Source organism: Pseudomonas sp. KK4 (assembly GCF_001984065.1).
In the GTDB taxonomy this organism is placed as follows: Bacteria; Pseudomonadota; Gammaproteobacteria; order Pseudomonadales; family Pseudomonadaceae; genus Aquipseudomonas.
In genome coordinates this window covers 45,930-51,947 of sequence record NZ_LYVP01000032.1, presented here as the reverse complement: position 1 = coordinate 51,947, position 6,018 = coordinate 45,930, and the positions used below count along the sequence as shown (strand labels likewise).

The window sequence follows — 6,018 nt, the reverse complement described above, 5'->3', positions numbered from 1 at the left end:
CGACGCCTTCGCGAGCAAGCCCGCTCCCACATTTGCTTGCGCGTTGCAGCTTAGAGGCTGAAATCACCCTCAGCCGCCAACTCGCTCAACGGTCGACGCGGGCTTGGCGCTTCACGGGCCTGCAGGTACTCGGCCAACGTCGCCTTGTCCCCCAGTTTGCCGATCGCCACGGCCGCATGCAGGGCATAGCCCTCGGGAATGTTCAGTTCCTTGCGGGTCAGTTCCTGATCGAAACCGGCCATGCCGTGGGTGTGCCAGCCACTGATGCTCGCTTGCAGCGCCAGATGGCCCCAGGCCGAACCGGTGTCGAAGGTATGCCACAGGGCCGGGGTTTCTTCGGTGGCGCCAGGTACTGCGAAGGTGGTTTTCGAGATCACGATCACCAGCGCCGAGGCGTGTTGCGCCCAGCCGCGGTTGAACTCGTTCAGCAGGCCCAGGTAACGCTCCCAGTTCGGCGTGTCACGACGCGCATACAGAAAGCGCCACGGCTGCGAGTTGTAGGCCGATGGCGCCCAGCGCGCGGCCTCGAAGAAGCTCAGCAGGGTTTCTTCCGGGATGGTTTCGCCGGTGAACGCGCGTGGCGACCAGCGATCGGTGAACTGAGGGTGGATGGCGTAATCGGCAATGCGCGGGTTTGCACTCATCAAGAGATTCCTTGCTACGTTTGAAAGTGAAGAGGTTTGAAACCTGCGGGCGCAGTTGAGCTGAGCGATAAGGTCTGTCGGGAGCCGAAGTCACTGGCCCTGATGCAACGCGGTCGAGCGTTAATGGCATTCGGGCAGGGCTCCTTGCGACTGGCAAAGCTACGTGTCGGGACAAAAACTGACAAGCCCTGATCTACCGGCAGTCGCCAGTGCTTGGCCCGCAGGGCGGTGGGCACTAGACTGGCGGCCTTTTCACCACCTGATGCAGATGCTTGAGCCATGGCCGCCAAAGTCGAACCGTTCTGGATACGCAAAACCCTCGATCAACTCGATCAGGAGGAATGGGAATCGCTGTGCGACGGCTGTGGCCTGTGCTGCCTGCAAAAGCTTGAGGACGAAGACGACAACAGCGTCTATTACACGCGCATCGCCTGCAAGCTGCTGGACCTCAAGACGTGCCAGTGCACGGATTACCCGAACCGCCGGGCTTCAGTGCCCGACTGCATCCAGCTCACGCCCGGGAAGGCCGACGAATTCAAGTGGTTGCCGCCGACCTGTGGATATCGTCTGGTCAGCGAGGGCAAGGATTTGCCTCTGTGGCATCACTTGGTATGCGGTGATCGTGATGCCGTGCACCACGAACGCATCTCCCAGTCCGGGCGTATGCTCGCCGAAGGCAGCGTGCCGGAAGATGACTGGGAAGACCATTTGATTTTCCGGGCGGGTTGAGCGTCCGGGCGATTCCAGGTTTCAACAAGGAGTGTGTATGGCTGTGGAATGGCGACGGGCACTGGTTGTTGGGCTGCTGACCTTGAGTTCGCCCGTGTGGGCGGCGAAGAAGGTCGATCTGGATTACCACGTGCGCCTGTTGCCCCAAAGCGACCAGGCTGAAGTGCGTCTGACCCTGGCCCAGGGCTCGGCGGTGCGCAGCCTGGATTTCGACCTGGGCGACGGCAGCCATTACAGCGACTTCAAGGCCGACGGCCAGTGGCAGTTGACGCCGGGCGCGCAGGCCCGTGGTAGTTGGCATCCGGCCACGGACAAGGCCAGCCTGACTTACCGCGTGCACGTCAGTCATGGCCGCAAGAGCGGCAGTTTCGACACACGCATGACCCCGACCTGGGCATTGCTGCGCGGCGAGGATCTGGTGCCTCCCGCCAAACTCGATCAGCAGGACGGCACCGAGCTGGTGTCGCGCCTTGAATTCGAGCTGCCCAACGGCTGGAAGAGCGTTGAAACCGCCTGGCCGCGCATCGGCAAGAACAAGTTCCGCATCGACAACGCCTCTCGGTTGTTCGACCGGCCGACCGGCTGGATACTCGCCGGTCACCTCGGCAGCCGGCGCACGCGCCTGGGGGAGACCGAAGTCACCGTCGCTTCGCCCCTGGGGCAGGGCATGCGACGCATGGATGTGCTGACGTTGCTGACCTTCGTCTGGCCGCAAGTGCAGGCCGTCTATCCGCGACATCCCGCCAAGCTGTTGATCGTCGGCGCCAACGACCCGATGTGGCGCGGCAGCCTGGCAGCGCACGAGTCGATCTATCTCAACAGTCGCCTGCCACTGGTCAGTGAAAGCGGCAGCAGTGCAGTGGTACGGGAATTGGCTCAGTTGTTCGGGCGGATCAACGACCAGCATCGCAGCGACTGGATCAGCGAAGGCTTTGCCGAGTATTACGCCATCGAACTGGTGCGCCGGGCCGGCGGCATGAGTGACGAGCGTTATCAGAGTTTGCAGGGGCGGCTGGTCAAGGCAGGGCAGAAAGTCACCACCTTGCGCGGCGAACAGATCAACCCGGCGCAGGTGGCCAAGGCGGTGATATTGATGCAGGAACTGGATCGCGAAATTCGCCTCAAGACCCGCAACAAGCGTTCGCTGGACGATGTGTTGAGGGGGGCGATGCGGTTGGGGAACGTGGACACCAAAGATTTTGTTCAGCTTTCGGAAACCGTTATCGGCGATTCCTCAAAGGTGCTGGACACCGAGTTGCTTCAGTAGTACCGCATTCGCGGGCAAGCCTCGCTCCTACAGGCGAACGACACAACCCTGTAGGAGCGAAGCTTGCTCGCGATGAGGCCTTGACTCTCACCTGACGATCCGGCTCAAACCCCGGCTTTCGGCGATTTCAATGAATCGTTGCCAGTCACGGTCGCGGTGTTGGTCGCCGCCTCGGCATTGGCCTTCAATTTGGCCAGGTCTTCGCCGGCACGCTGGATCTTTGCCCGCACGTTATTCATGTCCTGACGGCTCTTTTCCAAAAGGCTTTTCGCCGAACTATGCCCGGTGATGCCCCGGGCCAGGGCGACCCCACCAATGGCCACCTGGATCAGGCCGAAGATGCCGCCGCGACGCAGGCCCTTGCCCACCATCACCACGCCGCCGGCCAGCGAGCCGATACGCTCCCAGCCCTGTACGTTCTGGTCTGCAGGCGTCTGGAATGGGGTGGATTCGATGCGTTCCACGCGTTTGAGTTCGCTCATGATCTGTCTCCAGGCAGGAAGGCTGCTTCGTTGGTCGATAGTTAAGCTGACTGCCATAGCCCTCAGCTTGTTCCATCCAATGTTGCGCAATCTAGCGGAATTTCGGACCTGAGCGCGTGTTCAGGCCTTTGGCCATGCGGTCGTAAAGCACGACGTTGACCGTGGCAGCCAGGTTCATGCAACCGGTGGTGGGGATGTAGACCACGTCTTCGCACCAGTCGCGAATCTCTTTATCCAGCGAGCCGTCTTCCGGGCCGAAGATGTACAGCGCGCGGTCCGGGTGAGTGTACTCGGGCAGCGGGCGGGCACCCTCGACCAGTTCCACGGCGACCGGGACGCAATTGAGCGGCAGGATTTTCTTCAGGTCGTCGATACCGATCAGCGGGATGTCGTAGTGCACGCGCTTGGTGTCGGTGACGAAGTCGGCGGCGCGCTCATAGCGCTTGCCGGTGTAGAACACCGACGCCACGCCATAACAGCCAGCGGCGCGCATCACGGAACCGACGTTTTCCGGTGATTTGGGGTTATACAGACCAATGCAGCTGTACCGTTTGTCTGCCACGAGCGGGGTGCCTTTCGGGAAAAAAGCGCGATTATACGGGGATTGGAGGAGGGGTGGTCAGTTTGAGATTGGTGGTGTCTGTACGATCGTTTTCGCGAGCAAGCCCGCTCCCACATTTGATCTGTGTCGTGCACAAAACCAATGTGGGAGCGGGCTTGCTCGCGAAGAGGCCGGCACCGGCCCTGAAGATGTTCAGTCTTCTTTTTTCATCAATCCAGCCAACGCAGCGAACGGGTTATGCGTAGCCTTGGCGATCTTCGGCGTGCTCAGCGAACCCTCGCCAAAATACTGCTGGTCGGTATAACGCGAGTGCTCGTTGTCGTGGCAATACAGGCACAACAACTCCCAGTTCGAACCGTCCTGCGGGTTGTTGTCGTGGTTGTGGTCGCGGTGGTGCACGGTCAGTTCGCTCAGGCGTTTGCCGGAAAATTCCCGGGCACAGCGACCGCACACGTGCGGGTACATTTTCAGGGCCTTGTCGCGGTAGCCCATTTCCTTGTCGCGCTGGTTGTCGGCGAGGATGCGGTCCAGCTTCGACGTGTTGGTTGGGGTGGACGAACTCATGGGTTCACCTTTGTAAAAAAGACTAATGACGGTTATGGGTGAAGTTTAGCTCAGCCCTTGAGCTTCTCGGCAATCCAGATGGTGTGGCGGGTGCCCTTGTTGCCATGGGCGAAGACCTGCACTTCCTCGGCCTTGAACCCGGCTTTCTTCAGTTTGTCGGAAAACTGCCGGTCAGCGCTCGCTGACCAGACGGCCAGCACGCCCTTGGGTCGCAGGGCTTTGGCGCAGGCACTGAGGCCACCGGCGGAATAGAGCCAGCTATTGGCCTTCTGAGTCAGACCTTCCGGGCCGTTGTCGACGTCGAGCATGATCGCGTCAAAACCTTGCGGTTCGGCTTGCAGCACCTTGGCCACGTCTTCCATGCGGATCACCGTGCGTGGGTCGAGCAACGGGTTGCCGGCCTTCTCGCCCAAGGGGCCGCGATTCCACTCCACGACACCCGGCACCAGTTCGGCGACCACCACTTCAGCGGTCTTGCCCAGGTGCTTGAGCGCCGAGGCAAGGGTGAACCCCATGCCCAGCCCGCCGATCAGCACTCGCGAATTTGGCCGCCCGGCGACCTTGCGGCAAGGAATCTCGGCCAGGGCATCCTCGGAGCCGTGCATGCGTGTGTTCATCAGTTGCCCGCCATCGCCGCCCTGGATCTTGATGACGAAATCCTCCCCGTACTCGAACAGGCACAAGGCGCCGCCGTTATCGGGGATAGGGGTGGTGTCGAGCAGAACGAAACGTTTCATGGGGCTCACTTGAGGACAAAATGGCGGCAGAGGGGAAGGCAAAGGGACGCAGTTGGGAGTAGCCTGCACATGACAACAAGGCCAACGGAGCCATTGATGAAGCGCACCATTCTAACGGTCATTGCCCTGGCCGCGCTCTCGATTACTGCAGTGCAGGCCCAATCGCTGCAAGCTACGCCCGTCAGTCCTGCACCGATGCCCGGTTCGCCCGGCACCGCGACGCCCACCCCATACCCGCAAATCACCCCGGCACCGCTGCCGAAAGTCGGCCCGGGCAGTGGTGGCCCACCGCTGGTGCCCATCGAAATGCCCAGCCCGCCCACCAAGGATCAGCCCGTGCCGGGGATCGAGCAGAACCCGCCCAAGGTCAAGTCGCCCGGCGGTTAGACCTGTTGCGACAGCAGTTGCCCGTCGACCATGCGCAAGCGTTTGGACAGGGAAACGGCGAGGGCGCGGATGATCTTGGCGGCAATTTTCGGCGCGTCGTTGAGCATTTTTTCCAGCGAATCCTTGCCCAGGTTGAGCAACTGACAGTTGCTCGCCGCCACGCAACTGGCTGAACGGCGCTCGCCATCGAGCACCGCCATCTCGCCGAACGAGCGACCACTGCGCAACGTGGCGATAGTCACCAGTTGGCCGTCGCTGGTGGTCTTCTGCACGGCTACTTGGCCGGTGTGGATGATGCACATGAAGCTGCCGGCATCCCCCTCATGGAAAATCTCTTCGCCCTGGGCGATGGTGCTGATGCTGAAATAGCCCGAGGCCGCGGCAAAGTCTGCAGGCAACAGCTGGTTGAACAGGCCGCAGTCCATCAGCCAGTCGCGGATTTCATTGTTCAGCAGGGTGGTTTCTGACATGGCGTGCGGTCTTTGTTATGTCGGGTTCCGGTTTTTTTTGGTATCCACAATCCCCTGTGGGAGCGGGCTTGCTCGCGAAAGCGGTGGATCAGCCGGCACCGATGTTGACTGACATACCGCTTTCGCGAGCAAGCCCGCTCCCACAGGAGGCGTTTGTGTTGTATCGGCTTGCGGTG

General features: G+C 61.2%; 9 protein-coding genes. 3 read left to right on the top strand and 6 right to left on the bottom strand.

What is annotated here, in order from left to right; all coding sequences use genetic code 11:
* Positions 1–50: 50 nt before the first annotated feature.
* A complete protein-coding gene (locus B0W55_RS13475; RefSeq protein WP_077046473.1) occupies positions 51–644 on the bottom strand; it encodes a nitroreductase family protein in 594 nt (197 codons plus the stop codon).
* Between the two features lie 279 nt (positions 645–923).
* Here B0W55_RS13475 and B0W55_RS13470 point away from each other — a divergent pair, with 279 nt between their 5' ends.
* Together B0W55_RS13470 and B0W55_RS13465 are read left to right on the top strand one after the other, a co-directional pair.
* Positions 924–1,373 (top strand): YcgN family cysteine cluster protein, encoded by a 450-nt coding sequence (locus tag B0W55_RS13470; protein WP_077046472.1) that lies wholly within the window; start codon positions 924–926, stop codon positions 1,371–1,373.
* 37 nt (positions 1,374–1,410) lie between these two features.
* Complete coding sequence (locus B0W55_RS13465; RefSeq protein WP_077046471.1) at positions 1,411–2,640, top strand: hypothetical protein; 1,230 nt, start codon at positions 1,411–1,413, stop codon at positions 2,638–2,640.
* Positions 2,641–2,744: 104 nt separating this feature from the next.
* Here the strand turns inward: B0W55_RS13465 and B0W55_RS13460 are convergent, their stop codons facing one another.
* The 4 genes from B0W55_RS13460 to B0W55_RS13445 form a co-directional block, all read right to left on the bottom strand.
* On the bottom strand, positions 2,745–3,122 hold the full coding sequence (locus B0W55_RS13460; protein ID WP_077046470.1) for a DUF2892 domain-containing protein: 378 nt from the start codon (positions 3,120–3,122) through the stop codon (positions 2,745–2,747).
* 91 nt (positions 3,123–3,213) lie between these two features.
* Positions 3,214–3,684, bottom strand: a complete 471-nt coding sequence (locus tag B0W55_RS13455) for an RNA methyltransferase (RefSeq protein ID WP_007911337.1) — start codon at positions 3,682–3,684, stop codon at positions 3,214–3,216.
* 192 nt (positions 3,685–3,876) lie between these two features.
* On the bottom strand, positions 3,877–4,248 hold the full coding sequence (locus B0W55_RS13450) for a YajD family HNH nuclease (RefSeq protein WP_007944009.1): 372 nt from the start codon (positions 4,246–4,248) through the stop codon (positions 3,877–3,879).
* 50 nt (positions 4,249–4,298) lie between these two features.
* A complete protein-coding gene (locus tag B0W55_RS13445) occupies positions 4,299–4,985 on the bottom strand; it encodes a spermidine synthase (protein WP_077046469.1) in 687 nt (228 codons plus the stop codon).
* Positions 4,986–5,081: 96 nt separating this feature from the next.
* On the opposite strand from B0W55_RS13445, the gene B0W55_RS13440 reads away from it, so the two are divergent.
* On the top strand, positions 5,082–5,372 hold the full coding sequence (locus B0W55_RS13440; RefSeq protein ID WP_077046468.1) for a hypothetical protein: 291 nt from the start codon (positions 5,082–5,084) through the stop codon (positions 5,370–5,372).
* On the opposite strand, the gene B0W55_RS13435 is transcribed toward B0W55_RS13440, so the two are convergent.
* A complete protein-coding gene (locus B0W55_RS13435; protein WP_077046467.1) occupies positions 5,369–5,842 on the bottom strand; it encodes a cyclic nucleotide-binding domain-containing protein in 474 nt (157 codons plus the stop codon). The two genes, B0W55_RS13440 and B0W55_RS13435, sit on opposite strands and share 4 nt — an antisense overlap.
* Between the last annotated feature and the right edge of the window lie 176 nt (positions 5,843–6,018).